At 66.1% G+C, this 15,341-nt stretch carries 9 protein-coding genes; 7 read left to right on the top strand and 2 right to left on the bottom strand.

What is annotated here, in order from left to right; translation table 11 throughout:
* Positions 1–229: 229 nt before the first annotated feature.
* Positions 230–1,132: a Grx4 family monothiol glutaredoxin gene (gene grxD, locus ACDC67_RS11155; protein ID WP_376693166.1), complete on the bottom strand. Its 903-nt coding sequence runs from the start codon at positions 1,130–1,132 to the stop codon at positions 230–232.
* A 174-nt stretch (positions 1,133–1,306) separates the two neighbouring features.
* Between grxD and gltB the strand changes: the two genes are divergently transcribed.
* From gltB to ACDC67_RS11190, 7 genes are all read left to right on the top strand, one after another.
* Complete coding sequence (gltB, locus tag ACDC67_RS11160; protein WP_376693168.1) at positions 1,307–5,755, top strand: glutamate synthase large subunit; 4,449 nt, start codon at positions 1,307–1,309, stop codon at positions 5,753–5,755.
* 174 nt (positions 5,756–5,929) lie between these two features.
* On the top strand, positions 5,930–7,384 hold the full coding sequence (locus tag ACDC67_RS11165) for an FAD-dependent oxidoreductase (RefSeq protein ID WP_376693170.1): 1,455 nt from the start codon (positions 5,930–5,932) through the stop codon (positions 7,382–7,384).
* Between the two features lie 121 nt (positions 7,385–7,505).
* Positions 7,506–8,735 carry a DUF7453 family protein gene (locus ACDC67_RS11170; RefSeq protein ID WP_376693172.1) on the top strand — a complete coding sequence of 410 codons (1,230 nt, stop codon included), beginning with the start codon at positions 7,506–7,508 and terminating at the stop codon, positions 8,733–8,735.
* 257 nt (positions 8,736–8,992) lie between these two features.
* Positions 8,993–9,127: a hemin uptake protein HemP gene (hemP, locus tag ACDC67_RS11175; protein ID WP_376693174.1), complete on the top strand. Its 135-nt coding sequence runs from the start codon at positions 8,993–8,995 to the stop codon at positions 9,125–9,127.
* 74 nt (positions 9,128–9,201) lie between these two features.
* Positions 9,202–11,439, top strand: coding sequence for a TonB-dependent hemoglobin/transferrin/lactoferrin family receptor (locus ACDC67_RS11180; RefSeq protein ID WP_376693175.1), 2,238 nt, complete (start codon positions 9,202–9,204; stop codon positions 11,437–11,439).
* Between the two features lie 100 nt (positions 11,440–11,539).
* Positions 11,540–12,682: a DUF6607 family protein gene (locus tag ACDC67_RS11185; protein WP_376693177.1), complete on the top strand. Its 1,143-nt coding sequence runs from the start codon at positions 11,540–11,542 to the stop codon at positions 12,680–12,682.
* Positions 12,683–12,837: 155 nt separating this feature from the next.
* The gene (locus ACDC67_RS11190; RefSeq protein ID WP_376693179.1) at positions 12,838–14,070 is read left to right on the top strand and encodes a radical SAM protein; all 1,233 of its coding nucleotides are present in this window, start codon (positions 12,838–12,840) and stop codon (positions 14,068–14,070) included.
* A 49-nt stretch (positions 14,071–14,119) separates the two neighbouring features.
* On the opposite strand, the gene ACDC67_RS11195 is transcribed toward ACDC67_RS11190, so the two are convergent.
* Positions 14,120–15,325 (bottom strand): hypothetical protein, encoded by a 1,206-nt coding sequence (locus ACDC67_RS11195; RefSeq protein WP_376693181.1) that lies wholly within the window; start codon positions 15,323–15,325, stop codon positions 14,120–14,122.
* Between the last annotated feature and the right edge of the window lie 16 nt (positions 15,326–15,341).

Consider the following 15,341-nt stretch of genomic DNA (forward strand, 5'->3'; position numbering starts at 1 on the left):
CGTTGGACTTTGACTTTGAAGAGCAATTTTTGGTGCCTTTTTCTTGCTCTGGAGAAAAAGGTACTCGCCATCAGCCTGCGAAGCAGGCGGGCGAAACGCCTTTGACGTGTCGAGGCCCCCAAACCGCCCGGTGGCACCAACCTCCCCCGAGCCCCAGCACCCACCAAAGCACCAAAACACCATCCCGAGGCAAAGCCGCCCCGACCCCGGAGCCCCGGTTCCCGGCTCCTCAGCCCAGGATCGCCTGGGCCCCGCCTTCGAGGTTGTAGACCTGCGTGTACCCCTGCTTGCGGTAGTGCTCGGCGTACTGCATCGAGGTCTGGCCGACGTTGCAGACGAACACCAGCGGCTGGTTGGGGTCGCCGTCCTTCAACTCGGCCATCAGGTCGGCATCGAGCGGCTCGGCGAAGTCCAGCGGCTTGTCCTTGCGGTCAGCCTCACCGCGCACGTCGATGATGCGGAGGCGCTCGCCCGAGTTGATCCGCTGCTGCAGTTCGGCCGGCGTCATCTGTTCGACCGGCGCCGGGGCGCCCGGCAGGTCGAGCTTGAGGCCCTCGCCCGAGACGGTCTCGACCCAGTCGACGGTCGCACCCCGCGCGCGCTGGGCGCTGGCCAGGTCCATCAGCACGGTGATGCCGTTCGACTCGGTCTCGATCTCGGCGCCCTGCTTCGGTCCGACCTGGAACTGCGCATCCCAGCCGGCATCGATGGCGAAATGCAGGTGGTTGCCGGGATAGGCCTCGAGGAACTCGCGGATCTTCTCGGCCGCCTTGTCGGTGATGGTGATCTCCGGCGGCGTGCGATCTGGCTTTTCGAGCCCGAACATCTCGTGCAGCTCGCCGGTGTTGAACATCTCGCCGATGATGTCGTTGCCGCCGACGAGCTCGCCGTCGACATACAGCTGCGGGATGGTCGGCCAGTCACCGTAAACCTTGATGCCCTCGCGAATCGATTCGTCCTCGAGCACGTTGTAGCTGGCGTAGTCGCCGTCGAGCAGCTGGTCGAGGATGCCGGCCGTCTTGGCGGAAAACCCGCACTGCGGCATCTTGGGACTGCCTTTCATGTAGAGCACCACACGGTGGGAGGCGATCTGCGACTCGATCATTTCGCGAACGGCGGGGTCCAGAGACATGCGAATACTACCTGCGGATTGAGTGATGTCATTGATTGTTGGGCTTGATCACGCCACTATCAAGGTTAATCAGGCGTTCTTGACGCATGGGCTTGTGGAAAACGGTATGCTCTGGGGTTCGCTGAACATACGCTAACGTATGCCCCGCACCGGCATGCGGGGCGGGAGAATGGATTGAAGACCCTTCATCATCCTGATTTTGAAAAGGATTCCTGTGGCTTCGGGCTGATTGCCCGGTTGGACGACCAGGCCACGCATGACACCGTCGCCGACGCCGTCCAGGCCCTGGTACGCCTGACCCATCGCGGCGCCGTCGCCCCCGACGGCAAGACCGGCGACGGCTGCGGGTTGTTGCTGAAGCTGCCGACCGGCTTCCTGCGGGCCGCCGCCGAAGAAGCCGGCATCGAACTGGCCGATCGCTTCGCCGTCGGCACCGTCTTCCTGGCCGAGCACGACGAGCGGGCCGACGACCAGAAGGCGCTGCTGGAGGCCGAGATCGCCGCGCGTGATCTCGGCGTTGCCGGCTGGCGCCGCGTGCCCGTCGATCCCTCCGCCTGCGGGGAAACGGCCCGCCAGACCTTGCCGCGCATCGAGCAGGTCTTCGTTAACGCACCCGGGGACATCGATGCCGACGAATTCGAGCGCCGACTGTTCCTGGCGCGCCGCCGCTGCGAGCAGGCCCGCGGCGACCGGCCCGAGTACATCGCCAGCCTCTCGGCTCGGACGATCAGCTACAAGGGCATGGTCATGCCCGAATACCTGGCGACGTTCTACCCGGACCTGGCCGACAAACGCATGACCACCTCGGTGGCGGTCTTCCACCAGCGCTTCTCGACCAATACCCTGCCCAAATGGTCGCTGGCCCAGCCCTTCCGGATGCTGGCACACAACGGTGAGATCAACACCATTCGCGGCAACCGCCACTGGACCCGGGCCCGGCGCCGGCTGCTCGCCTCGCCGCTGCTCGCCGAAATGGGCGAGATCGATCCGCCGGTGGGCATGCGCGGCTCGGACTCGAGCTCGCTCGACAACATGCTGGAGCTGCTGGTCACCGGCGGCATGGACCTGCCGCAGGCGGTGCGTATCCTGATTCCGCCGGCCTGGCAGACCGCCGACAACCTCGACGCCGACCTGAGAGCCTTCCACGAATTCTTCGCCTTCCACCAGGAAGCCTGGGACGGTCCGGCCGGCCTGGTCATGTGCGACGGCCGCTACGCCGTATGCGCGCTCGACCGCAACGGGCTGAGACCGGCGCGCTGGACGCGCACCACCGATGATCGACTCATCGTCGCCTCCGAGACCGGCGTGGTCGACGTGCCGGTCGAACAGGTTGCCGCCCGCGGCCGGCTCGGCCCGGGACAGATCCTGGTCGCCGACCTGGAAACCGGCGAACTGCTCGATCATCGCGGCGTCGACGAACAGCTCAAGAACCTGCATCCCTGGCAGGACTGGCTGAAGTCGGGGGTCAAGTACCTCGACTCCGAACTGGTCGATGTGCACATGGCCGCCGAACCCTTCGACGCCGACACCCTGGCCAGCTACCAGAAGATGTTCAATCTCTCGCGCGAGGAGCGGCGCGAAGTCATCGCCGTGCTGGCCAATACCCAGTCCGAGGCCATCGGCTCGATGGGCGACGACACGCCCATGCCGGTACTCTCGACCAAGGTGCGTTCGCTGTTCGATTGCTTCCGCCAGCAGTTCGCGCAGGTGACCAACCCGCCCATCGACAGCCTGCGCGAAAAGATCGTGATGTCGCTCGAGACCGGCATCGGCCGCAAGGGCAACGTGTTCGAGCCCGGCCCCGACCTGGCCGACCGCGTCGTGCTCAACTCCCCGGTCCTGTCGCAGCGCAAGCTGCGGCAGCTGATCAACACACCGCAGTTCGGACTGTCGTCGGAATTCCTCGACCTCAACGTCCCGGCCGACCAGCCGCTGGACGAGGCCCTGCGCGACCTGTGCCGCCAGGCCGAAGAGGCCGTCGAGCGCGGCACCTTGATCCTGCTGATCTCCGACCGGTACCTGAAGAAGGATCACCTGCCCGTCCATGCCCTGCTGGCGACCGGCGCGATCCATCATCACCTGCTCGAAACCGGCCATCGGCCGCTGTGCAACCTGGTGGTGGAAACCGCCACGGCGCGCGATCCGCATCACTTCGCCTGCCTGATCGGTTTTGGCGCCACGGCCGTCTACCCTTACCTCGTCTACCAGACCCTGCAGGCGATGGCCACGGCCGGGGAGTTCGAGAACCCGCGCAACGAAGCCCTGCAGCTCGGCCGCGCGTATCGCCGCGGCATCCGCAAGGGGCTCTACAAGATCCTGTCGAAGATGGGCATTTCGACCGTCGGCTCGTACCGCGGCTCGCAGCTGTTCGAGATCGTCGGCCTGTCCGACGAGGTCGTCGACCTGTGCTTCAACGGCGCCATCAGCCGGATCCAGGGGGCGACCTTTTCCGACCTGCACGACGACCAGCGCAAGCTCGCGCGCTGGGCCTGGGAGACGCGCGTGCCGATCGAGCACGGCGGGCTGTTCCGCTACGTCGACCACGGCGAGTACCACGCCTGGAACCCGGACGTGGTCGTCGCGCTCCACCAGGCCACCCAGCATAACGATCGCAGCGCCTGGGAGCGGTTCACACGCCTGGTCAACGAGCGCGAGCCGGCCACCCTGCGCGACCTGCTGAAGCTGACCAGCGCCAACGAGCCGATCGACGTCGACGACGTCGAACCGGTCGAGACCATCGTCAAGCGCTTCGATTCGGCCGGCATGAGCCTGGGAGCCCTCTCGCCCGAGGCTCACGAAGCCCTGGCGATCGCCATGAACCGGCTCGGGGCGCGCTCGAACTCCGGCGAGGGCGGCGAGGATCCGGCCCGCTACGGCACCGAAAAGATGTCGAAGATCAAGCAGATCGCCTCCGGTCGGTTCGGCGTCACGCCGGAATACCTGATCAACGCCGAGGTCATCCAGATCAAGATCGCCCAGGGCGCCAAGCCGGGCGAGGGCGGCCAGCTTCCCGGACACAAGGTCGACAAGCTGATTGCCCGGCTGCGTTACGCCACGCCCGGCGTGGGCCTGATCTCGCCGCCGCCGCACCACGACATCTATTCGATCGAGGACCTGGCGCAGCTGATCTTCGACCTCAAGCAGGTCAACCCGAAGGCGCTGGTCTCGGTCAAGCTGGTCTCCGAGCCCGGGATCGGAACGGTCGCCGCCGGCGTGGTCAAGGCCTACGCCGACCTGATCACGGTTTCCGGCTACGACGGCGGCACCGGCGCGAGCCCGCTGACCTCGGTGAAGTACGCCGGCGCGCCCTGGGAACTGGGCCTGTCCGAGGTCCGCCAGGTGCTGATGGCCAACGATCTTCGGGGCCAGGTGCGCATCCAGGCCGACGGCGGCCTGAAAACCGCCCTGGACGTGGTCAAGGCCGCCATCCTGGGCGCCGAGAGCTTCGGTTTCGGCACCGCGCCGATGATCGCCATCGGCTGCAAGTACCTGCGCATCTGCCATCTCAACAACTGCGCCACCGGCGTGGCCACGCAGAACGAAACGCTGCGGAAAAAGACCTTCATCGGCCTGCCCGAGATGGTGATGAACTACTTCCGCTTCGTTGCCGAGGACGTGCGCAGCATTCTCGCCGAGCTGGGCGTGGCCAACCTGGAAGACCTGATCGGGCGCACGGAGTACCTCGAACGCATCGAGGGCCTGACCGAGCGCCAGCGTCGCCTCGATCTCTCGCCCCTGCTCGCCGAAACCGGGCTGGAGAACGGGTCGGAGCGATTCTGCATCGCCGAGCGCAATCCGCCGCACGACAAGGGCGAACTGGCCAAGCGCATCGAGGCCGACACGGCCGAAGCGGTCGAGAAAAGCCTCGGCGGGCGCTTCGAGTACGCCATCCGCAATAGCGATCGCTCCATCGGCGCGCGCCTGTCGGGCGCCATCGCACGCGCCCACGGCAACCAGGGCATGCACGACAGCCCCATCGCGCTGGACCTGGCCGGCACGGCGGGTCAGAGCTTCGGCGCCTTCAATGCGGGCGGTCTAGAACTGACCCTGACCGGCGAGGCCAACGACTACGTCGGCAAGGGCATGACCGGCGGCCGCATCGTGCTGCGCGTACCATCGAACATTCGCTACACGGCGGCCACCACACCGATCATGGGCAACACCTGCCTGTATGGCGCCACCGGGGGTGAGCTGTTCGCCGAAGGTCAGGCCGGCGAACGCTTCGCGGTGCGCAATTCCGGATGTGTGACCGTGATCGAAGGTGCCGGCGATCACTGCTGCGAGTACATGACCGGCGGCGTCGTGGTCGTGCTGGGCAAGACCGGCATCAACTTCGGCGCGGGCATGACCGGGGGTTTCGCCTACGTGCTCGACCTGGACCGGGGCTTCGTCGACCGCTACAACCACGAGCTGATCGACATCCACCACATCGCCCCCGAGAGCATGGAAAACCACGTCCACCACCTGCGCGATTTGATCATGCGCCACCAGGAACTGACCGGCAGCCGGCAAGCCGGAGAAGTCCTCGACGACTTCCGCCGCATACTGCCCAAGTTCTGGCTGGTCAAACCGAAGGCCGCCGACCTCGACGACCTGATTGCGTCACTGAGGAACGCGGCATGATGCATTCAAAACCTTTTTGTCCACAGATGAACACAGATAAACACGGATACTTCTTGAGCGGATTGATGCCGGCCTTTGTGTCTTACGACGGCCAACAACTCGCGAAGCCTTCCATTCAGCCTGTTTTTTCTATCTGTGTTCATCTGTGTTCATCTGTGGACCAATAATCCGTTTATGAAAAACCCCAGCCTGCTGCATTTCATCGAAAGCCCGCGCACCGACCCCGAGGAGGTGCCGATCCCGATTCGCGTGCGCGAGTGGGGCGAGATCTACGGGCAGTACGAGGAAGAAGGTGCCGAGGATCAGTCGGCGCGCTGCATCAACTGCGGCATCCCTTACTGCGAGTGGAAGTGCCCGGTGCACAACTACATTCCCGACTGGCTGCGCCTGGTGCGCCAGGGCCGGCTGTTCGAGGCCGCCGACCTGTGTCACCAGACCAACGCCCTGCCGGAAATGTGCGGGCGTATCTGCCCGCAGGATCGCCTGTGCGAAGGCGCGTGCACGCTCAACGACGGCCTCGGCGCGGTCACCATCGGCTCGGTCGAGAAGTACATCACCGACGAGGCGATCAAGCAGGGCTGGCGGCCCGACCTGTCCGAAGTCGTGCCCACGGGCAAGCGCGTGGCGGTCATCGGCGCCGGCCCGGCCGGCCTGGGCTGTGCCGACCGACTGGTGCGCAACGGCGTCGAAGCGCATGTTTACGACAAGTACCCGCGCATCGGCGGCCTGCTGACCTACGGCATTCCGCCCTTCAAGCTCGAAAAGCACGTGGTCGAGACGCGCCGCGAGATCATGGAAGGCATGGGCATTCGCTTCCACCTGGGCGTGGAAGTCGGGAAGGATGTCGCGCTGGATGACCTGCTGGCCGACTACGATGCCGTGTTCCTCGGCATGGGCACCTACAAGTACGTTGACGGCCGCCTGGACAACCAGGACCTGCCGGGCGTCATCGCCTCCCTGCCCTACCTGATCGGCAATATCGGCCAGGTGCTCGAAGAACCCCTGGACGGCTTCGACTACGTCAACCTCAAGGATCAGCGCGTGGTCGTCCTCGGCGGCGGCGACACTGCCATGGACTGTGTGCGCACGGCCATCCGGCAGGGCGCGAAGGAAGTCACCTGCGCCTACCGCCGCGACGAGGAGAACATGCCCGGCAGCCGGCGCGAGGTGAAGAACGCCAAGGATGAAGGCGTGAACTTCCTGTTCAATCGCCAGCCCGTGGGCATTGTCGGCAGCGACCGGGCCGAAGGCGTCAGGCTGGTCGAAACGCAGCTCGGCGATCCCGACGAGGCCGGTCGCCGGCGCCCGGAACCCGTCCCGGGTAGCGAGCAGGTGGTCGATGCCGATACGGTCATCATCGCCTTCGGCTTCCGCCCCAACCCGCCGGAGTGGCTGACCGCCGCCGGCGTGGCAACCCACGAGGACGGCCGACTGGTCGTCGCGGCGAACGGCCGCGGTGACTACCAGACCAGCCACGAGAAGATCTACGCCGGCGGCGACATGGTGCGCGGCGCCGACCTGGTCGTCACCGCCGTCTACGAGGGCCGCGAAGCCGCCCAGAGCATCCTCGCGGGGCTCGGCGTCGAAGCGCCCACGGCCCAGCACGAAGTGGCACAGGCGGCCGGCTGAACGGCAGCGCGCCGGCGACCTGCCGGTCGGTTCTGTGACGTGTTTCAAGGCAACCGAGGCTGCGAATCGTTATCCTCTGGGCAGTGATTCGGAACTGTCATCGATTACCGGAGGTGCCATCATGCGGATAGTCGTCCATGGCGCGGCCTGCCTGGCCGCATTGATACTCTGGGCTCCCAGCAGCGCCGCTGAGCTCGACGATGCCCAATTGTTGATGCGAAGCGGACCGACCTCGTCCCTCAACATCCCGGTCGGGTCGAGCTGGAACAGCGCCACGCCCACGCTCAATGACGAACAGCAGGTTGCCCTGCACATCGGGGCCGTCGCGCCCGCGTTCCGTGCCGGCATCTGGTCCGGCGACCCCGACGGCGGCGGCATCGTCGCCGAGTCCCCGGACGATTCCAGCCTGTACTCCGACGCCGATATCAATGCCGACGGCGACATCGTCTGGCGCCGCGCCGAGTCCTCGCAGAACGGCGTCATGCGCTACGACGCCGCCACCGGCACCTTCGACTTCTACACCAACGCACCGCTGGGCTCGAACAGCTGGGGCAGCGTGCAGATCAACGACAGCGGCGGCGTCGCCTACCGCGCCGGATTCGGTTCGGGCAACGCGTGGGTCAGCTACGCCGACGATGCCGCGACCGTTCACCTCGCCGACAGCAGCGCCGACGGCACCAGCGACTACGACTGGCTGTTCACGCCCAGCTTCAACGACCAGGGCCTGATCGCCGGCAAGGTCGCCTACCAGGGCCTGTCGACCAACCAGGTCGTGATCGCCGACGCATCGGGCAACGTCAGCGTATTGCTCGAAGACAACAACCTCGACACGGAAAGCCCGTTCAGTAATTTCAACAACGGCATCGATTTCAACGGCGTGGGCCAGGTGGCCGTGGTGGCCAGTCTCGCCGAGGGCGGTGCCGCAGTCATCGTGGCCGACGAGTCCGGGTGGACCGAGTACGCCCGCCAGGATACCGGTGAGCTCGGCGAGATCGAGTACTTCGCACCACAGATCAACGACGCCGGCGTCGTCGTCTTCCGCGCCTTCGACAGTACAGGCGAGCGCGGTATCTGGATGGCCGACGGCGAGAACCTGACACTCGTCGCCCGGCACGGCGATATCGTGACGACGGACCTGGGACCGGCGCGCCTCGAAAGCCCCGACGAGGTCGGCGGACCGAACTTCGGCGGCGCCCCGGCCGTCAATGGCAACGGTGATATCGCCTTCGTCTCCCTGCTGACCGACCCCGACGATTCGGCGACCAGCTATGGCCGCGGCGTTTTCCTCGTTGCGGGCCAGACCGAACTCCCCGACCCCATTTTCAGCGATCGATTCGAAGCCGCGCCCTGAGGTCTGGCCCTGAGGCCTGGCCCGGAGTCGATCTCCGGGCGAGCCTCGCCACCGTAGCGCTTGTCCGCTAGTGAGCCATGCGAGCGTAGTCGCGCGATCGTCCTCGACGTTGTGCGGCAATTGCGCCTGCTCGATCGAGACCCTCAAGCGGTCCGCAAGACAAAGTCAATCAGCCGGGGCTTGCCAACGCAAACGCGAATCGTTACTATTTGCATATGCGTGATCCAGGCTCCACTCCGTCCACTCCGTCCGCCCCGGTGGACTCGAGCAAGGCCAGGCCCCTGCCGGTCCGCGAGCTGCTGGGCAAGGACGGGCAGTTGCGGCTCGAGCACGACGGAGCGATCTACCTGCTGCGAATCACGCGCAACGGCAAGCTGATTCTGACCAAGTAAGCAATCAACCCGACAACTGGGCCAGCCAGCCGCACCGCGGCCAGCCAACCCGAATGACCGATCAGGAGTAGTCCATGACCTGTTTCATTCGCCGGCTGACCGCGATCGTGCTGCTCTCGGCCAGCCTCGTCGCCATCGCCGACACCGATTCAACCGACCTGGGAACGATGACCGTCACCGCCTCCAAGAGCGAGCGGCCCGTGGCGGAGATCGCCGCACCGGTCACCGTCATCGACGACGAGGAAATCGAGCGCACGCTCAGCGAGAGCATTCGCGACATGGTGCGCTACATCCCCGGCGTGACCGTGCCTTTCCAGGGCCAGCGCTTCGGCCTGGCCGGCTTCCAGATTCGCGGCCTCGGCGGCAACCGGGTGCAGGTGGCCGTCGACGGCGTGCGTGTTCCGGACGGGTTTGCCATCGGTGACTATTCCAACGCCTCGCGCAACTTCATCGACACCGACTCGCTCAAGCAGGTGGAAATCCTGCGCGGTCCGGCCTCGAGCCTCTTCGGCTCGAGTGCACTGGCCGGCGTGGTCGCCCTGACCACCAGGGACCCGGCCGACTGGCTGGCGGACTCGAGCGGTGATTTCACCGCCCGGACACGCGGCGGCTACTACAGCGCCGACGAGGGCTGGGTGGCTTCGGGCACGCTCGCCGCCCGCGGTGAACGCCTGTCCGGCTCCATCCAGTGGGTCGAGCGCAGCGGCAGCGAACTCGACAACCAGGGCGATGTCGGCGGCACCGGCCCGACGCGCACCCGGCCCAATCCGCACGACTACGACGGTCGCAACCTGCTGGCGAAACTGCTGCTCGACGAAGGCAGCGACAGGCAGTGGCGCCTGACCCTGGAGCACAACGAAACCGACAGCGAAACGCAGGTACTCAACCTGGTCCGCACCCAGGATTTCTCGGCCGTCTACGGCATGCCCTACATCGTCGAGACGTCCTCGTTGCGCGGCGACGACGGCAATCGCCGCCAGCGCATCAGCCTCGACTACCAGGCGCGCGAACCCGGCTGGGCCGATCACTTCTCCTGGAAGATCTACCACCAGGACGCCCTGACCGAACAGGACACCTTCGAGGATCGAACCACCATCGTCCACGGCCAGCCCTCGCCGGTCCACCGCTTCCGCCGGGCCGAGTTCGAGCAGCAGATTCTGGGCTCCGAGGCCACCGCCCGCTGGGTCTTCTCGACCGGCAATGTCGAACACGACCTGGTCGGCGGCTTCGAGGTGTTCGAGACGAGGACCGAGCAGATGCGCGACGGCTTCGAGCGCGACCTGACCGGCGGCTCGACCAGCACCACGGTCGGTCCGGACGATTTTCCGGTGCGTGACTTCCCCAACAGCACGAGCCTGGAAGCCGGGCTGTACCTGGAAGATCGCATAGCCTTCGACCCACGCTTCAAGTTGATTCCCGGTGTACGCGTCGACTACTACGACCTCGAACCCGAGCCCGATGCAATCTTTGTCGAGGACAACCCCGGATTCGAGCCGGCCTCGGTCGACGAGACCAGCGTCACCCCACGCCTGGGCGCCATCTACGCCGTGACCGACCGGCTCGACCTGTTTGCCCAGTACGCCCGCGGCTTCCGCTCGCCGCCGTACAACGACGTCAACGTCGGCTTCACCAACCTGCAATTCGGCTACACCGCGATCCCCAACCCGGATCTCGAGCCGGAAGAATCGCAAGGCTGGGAGCTGGGCCTGCGCGGCCGTGGCAACTGGGGGCATTTCAGCCTGGCCGCCTACAGGAACGACTACGACGACTTCATCGAGAGCTTCGTGAGCCTGGGCATGGACCCGGAGACGGGCTTGATCGTCTTCCAGTCGCAGAACCTCACCGACGTGCGCATCGAGGGCATCGAGGCGGCCGCCACGCTCAACCTGGGCAGCCTCGCGCCCACCCTGGACAACTTCCAGTTGCGAAGCGCGGCATCCTGGTCCCGGGGCGACGACCTGTCCGCCGACGTCCCGCTCAACAGCATCGAACCCCTGACGGGCGTGGTCGGCTTGCGCTGGCTGCCCGACAGCCTGCCCTTGGATATCGAACTGGTGGCCACCGCCGTCGACGGCAAGGACGACGTCGCCGACCCGGCCCACTTCCAGCCCCCCGGCCACCTCACCGTCGACCTGCTCGCCGGCTGGCGGCTCAACGAGGCCACGCAGCTGCGCCTGGGCCTGTTCAACCTCACCGACCGCAAGGTCTGGTCCTGGTCGACGGTCCGCGGCCGTTCGGCCACCGACCCGGGCCTGGACCGCTTCACCCGGCCGGGCTTCAACGCCGGCGTCAGCCTGACCTGGCAGATGTAGAACGAACCGGTTTACCCTGCGCCCCGGGCACAGCCGTCTGCCTGACTCTCCTCACCCGCCCGGGGCGCAGTTTTCTTCATCCAACAACGAGACCTGAACCATGCGCCACTTCAACTTTCTCGTCATCACGCTGCTTCTTGGAACCGTCTCGGTTGCCGGCCATGCCTATGAAGACACCAGCGATGAGGGCGTCGACTATGTATTCGCCTGGCCCTTCATCGACATCTCGGACATGGCGCCGCGCGGCGGGACCACGACCGGCCCGAAGCCGGACGCCGTGACCGAGCCGACCGAAGCCTGGCAGCAACTGCGAGCCGACGGCCTGGACAAGACCGAGCGCGACCGGCGGGCCATACTGGCGATGGCCGGCGCCTACCGGGTGAGCTTCGACTTTCTCGAGACGGTCGGCTTCGCGCCCGGATTCGAGCCGGCGAAACCCTATCGATCCTGGGCGACCGAATACGTCTACGTGCTGGCCGACGAGCCGGAGTTCATCAGCCTGCAGCACATCCTGGTGATGGTGATCGAAGAAGAAGACGGTGAGTTGAGCGACCCGATGGTGACCAAGCACTGGCGCCAGGACTGGCGCTACGAGGACACCGACCTGCACGAGCACGTCGGTCACGGCATCTGGGAACGAACGACGCTCGATGAGAATCGAGTCGAAGGAAGCTGGACGCAGGCCGTCTTCCAGGTCGACGACTCGCCCCGCTACGAGTCCCACGGCCGGTGGCGGCATTTCCCGACGCACTCGGTCTGGCAGGGCGGCGAGACGCGCCGTCCCTTGCCGCGTCGCGAGTTCAGCGTACGCGACGACTACGACCTGCTGATCGGGAGCAACCGCCACACCATACTGCCCACGGGCTGGACCCACGAGCAGGACAACCTCAAGGCCCTGATCGAAGACAGCGGCGAGCTCGATCCGGACCAGCCCTTCCTGGCGCGCGAGACGGGCGTCAACCGCTACCAGCGCGTTGAAGGCTTCGATTTCGGCGCCGGGGATGAATACTGGAGGGCAACGGCCGATTTCTGGGCGATGGTTCGCAACAGCTGGGCACAGCACTTCGAGGCGCACGACCGCTTGCAGCTGACAAGCGAGGTCGACGGGCAGTCGATGATGATGACGCTCTTCGGCCTGGCCGGCGAAATTGCCGATGGCCGGGACTTCGACGATCGGGAACTGGAGACCCGAATCGACCGCTTGTTCGAGACCCACGTCGAGGCCCTGCCCGCAAGCGACTGAACGGCCGACGCCGCGCCCGGCCTGTCGCGCATTGTCGCCAAGCTCCCCCGGTGTTAGCCTCTCGGGCATCGAGGGGTCGAGCAATTCAACGGGCGTTTGACATGGCCGGTATCGGTACGCGGATGCGAGGGTCGCTATGGCGGCTGGCGCGTGACATGGACGATTCGCTGGACCGGCGCGGCTGGCAGTTCCCGCGCCGGGTGGGCAGCGCGATCTGGCGCAAAGTCTCACCCGTTCTGCTGGGACAGCAATCCAGCGTCGGTGCGCTCGCCCTGCAACGCAGTTCCGGTCGCGGCGCCGACCTGCAAGGGCGGTTCTGCGCTGCCCCGTTTCGCCAATTCGACGTCTACGAAGGCGGGCAAGTCCACCTGTGCTGCTCCGCCTGGCTACCCACGGCCGCGGGCAACCTCAATACGCAAAGCTTCGAGGAAGCCTGGAATTCCAGATCGGCACAGGCCATTCGCGCCGGCATCCTCGACGGCAGCTTTCGGCACTGCAACCACGGGGTGTGCCCGGCCATCCAGGGCGGCACCCTGCCGACGATAGAGCAAGCGCGCGAGGACCCGGAGTTGCGGCGCATCATCGACCAGCGAGTGACTCGGCTCGACGCCCTGCCCTGGTTCGTCAACCTGTGCAACGACGCTTCCTGCAACCTGTGGTGCCCCAGCTGTCGCACGCACCGCATCAACCATACCGAAGGCGACACGCTGGCCAAGCTGCGCAAGGTGCAGGACGAGATCGAGCACACCCTGTTTGCAGAGCCCAGCGACCGGCATTTCCACGTTAACGTGACCGGCTCCGGTGACCCGTTCGCCTCGCGCATCTTCCGCGAATTCCTGTTCAGCATCGACGGGAAGGACTTTCCCAACCTGGGCATCAACCTGCAGACCAACGGCGTGCTGCTCACCCCCAAGAACTGGCGGCGAATGCACCGCATCCACCGCAATATCGACACGGTGCTGGTTTCCTTCGACGCGGCGCGGCCCGAGACCTACGCGGTCACGCGACGCGGCGGCCACTGGGCATCGCTGCTGGAAAACGTGCGCGCCCTGGGCGAGTTCCGGCGCCGCGGCGAACTGGGTCAGCTGCGGCTGGACTTCGTGGTGCAGCAGGCCAATTACCGCGAAATGCCGGCCTTCGTCGAGCTGGCCGAATCCATGGGCGCGGACTACGCCAGTTTCTCGAAAGTGCTTGACTGGGGCACCTGGTCGCGCTCGGTGTTCGAGCTGCAGTGCATCTGGCAAGAGGACCACCCCGAATTCGACCAGTTCCTCGAGGTCATGCGCGATCCTGCGCTGGCCCGGCCGAGCGTCGTTCTCGGCAATCTCGCACCCTTTCGGGAGATGGCGATGCACCAGGCTGCACCAAGGTCCGCTGCAGCCGGCTAGTGGGCCATGCGGCTAATTAGGTAACACTCAGCCGCATGGCCCACTAGAATCAGCCCCCGCCGGCATCCTCTTCGGGATCCGGCTCGCCATTTTCCGGATCATCCAGCACCGGATCCTCGACGCGATCGCCGGGCGCGTCGACCGGAATCGGTTCATCCTCCCAGGCTTCGAGGTTACCTTCGTCGTCGAGATACTGCCGCAGTCGATGACGGCGCGAGCGCTCGTTTTCGAACTGGATCTCGAGGGTGAAAGTCAGGCGCCAGTCGCTGCGGCGCTCGCCGGTGTCGAAGTCCTTGGGCCAGGCGTGCTCGGGCTGAATCTCGTAGTAGAGCCAGTGCCTGAGGAACTGGCGGCGATAGCGCACGGCCGCGAAGTATTCCTCGGTCTCGAAGCGGGGCTCGGTGTAGCCCCAGGCGCCCACCTCGGCCCGGATGGCGCTGCGTGTATCGAGCTGCCGGAACGAGACCAGGCCCGTGCGCCAGTCGATGCCGTCGGAGGCCTCCGACCAGGTGCCCCGGGCACTCCAGCGCAGCAGGCGGTCCCGGTCGGGCAGCCATTCCCAGTCCAGGCGACTGGTCAGACCGAAGCCGTCCTCGCGCTCCCAGAAGGCCGACTGGGTCACGCGGCCGAGGGTGCGGTCGGTCAGCCCGCGGATGTAGCGATACCGGCCGCGAATACGGGGATTGAGCGAGCCGCTGCTCACGCGCACGGTGCCGTCGATGTCGAACCGGCTCCGGGTGCGCTCGCTGGCGAGGAAGCGCAGGCCCAGGCGGGTCCGGTTTTCCGGGTCGTCGAATGCGCCGGTGTCAGCGAAGTCGCCCTCCAGGTCCTCGTCGCGGGCGACCAGCAGACGTACACGTTCGGACAGGCGCGGCAGGATCAGGTTGGCCCGGACCGAGACGCGGTGTTGCCAGCCCTCGTCCTGGTCCCAGCGCGCGGCGTTGCGCAGGCGGATGAAACTACCCACGGGATTCTCTTCGAGCGTGCGCGGGTCGCCGAAGAAGCCGTCGAACCAGGCGGCCGGCTCGCACAGGCGCCGGCTGAGGTAGGAGTGGGTGAAATCAAGCCAGCCCTCCGGCCGACCGTCTTCGTCGCGGCAGGAAACATCCATCAGCCGCTGCTGCGTCGCCTTGCGCTCGGCCTTCTTCTGTTCGGCATCGCTCGCATCGCCGGAATCGTCCGGCGGGGGGTCGGCAACCGCTGCCATCGACAGGAGCGCGAGCGCCGCGAGCGACCAGGCTGCCCGCAGATTCATGACACAATCCTCATCG

It is taken from the genome of Wenzhouxiangella indolica, from assembly GCF_042310355.1.
Taxonomy (GTDB): Bacteria; Pseudomonadota; Gammaproteobacteria; order Xanthomonadales; family Wenzhouxiangellaceae; genus Wenzhouxiangella.

Excerpts from the sequence above, each read along its gene's own strand:
- grxD (WP_376693166.1), bottom strand. The coding sequence starts at position 1,132 with ATGTCTCTGGACCCCGCCGTTCGCGAAATGATCGAGTCGCAGATCGCC.
- ACDC67_RS11165 (WP_376693170.1), top strand. The coding sequence starts at position 5,930 with ATGAAAAACCCCAGCCTGCTGCATTTCATCGAAAGCCCGCGCACCGAC.
- ACDC67_RS11170 (WP_376693172.1), top strand. The coding sequence starts at position 7,506 with ATGCGGATAGTCGTCCATGGCGCGGCCTGCCTGGCCGCATTGATACTC.
- ACDC67_RS11180 (WP_376693175.1), top strand. The coding sequence starts at position 9,202 with ATGACCTGTTTCATTCGCCGGCTGACCGCGATCGTGCTGCTCTCGGCC.
- ACDC67_RS11185 (WP_376693177.1), top strand. The coding sequence starts at position 11,540 with ATGCGCCACTTCAACTTTCTCGTCATCACGCTGCTTCTTGGAACCGTC.
- ACDC67_RS11190 (WP_376693179.1), top strand. The coding sequence starts at position 12,838 with ATGGACGATTCGCTGGACCGGCGCGGCTGGCAGTTCCCGCGCCGGGTG.
- ACDC67_RS11195 (WP_376693181.1), bottom strand. The coding sequence starts at position 15,325 with ATGAATCTGCGGGCAGCCTGGTCGCTCGCGGCGCTCGCGCTCCTGTCG.